General features: G+C 59.8%; 2 protein-coding genes. Both read right to left on the bottom strand.

The features are described 5' to 3' along the window. A partial coding sequence (locus AC1DX0_RS37020) for a GTP-binding protein (protein ID WP_477359062.1) occupies positions 1-258 on the bottom strand: 258 nt, incomplete at its 3' end. Between the two features lie 66 nt (positions 259-324). Then, positions 325-527: hypothetical protein (locus tag AC1DX0_RS37025; protein WP_477359666.1), on the bottom strand; the 203-nt coding region annotated here is incomplete at its 5' end.

The raw sequence follows: 527 nt of genomic DNA on the forward strand, positions 1-527 counted from the left end.
GTTCTTCACATAGTCGGCGTGGCCGGGGCAGTCGACGTGGGCGTAGTGGCGGGCAGCCGTCTCGTATTCGACGTGAGCCGTCGAGATGGTGATGCCGCGTGCCTTCTCTTCCGGCGCCGCATCGATCTGGTCGTAGCGCTTGTACTCGCCAAAATACTTCGTGATCGCCGCCGTCAGCGACGTCTTGCCATGGTCAACGTGACCAATCGTGCCGATGTTCACATGAGGCTTGTTACGCTCGAATTTACCTTTTGCCATGTGATGTCTCCAATCCTGCTCGCCCGTGCGGGCCTTGAATTAAGTTACTGCTGCAACCCGTTCAGGTTACGCGTATTTCTTCTGAACTTCCTGGGCGACCGCGGTCGGCACAGGCTCGTAATGATCGAACTGCATCGTGTAGGCCGCGCGGCCCTGGCTCATCGAGCGCAGGTTGTCGACGTACTTGAACATGTTGGCGAGCGGCACCATCGCGTTGATGACGACGGCCACGCCGCGCGCTTCCTGGCCCTGGATCTGGCCACGACGAC

It is taken from the genome of Mesorhizobium sp. P3_A9, assembly GCF_056402975.1.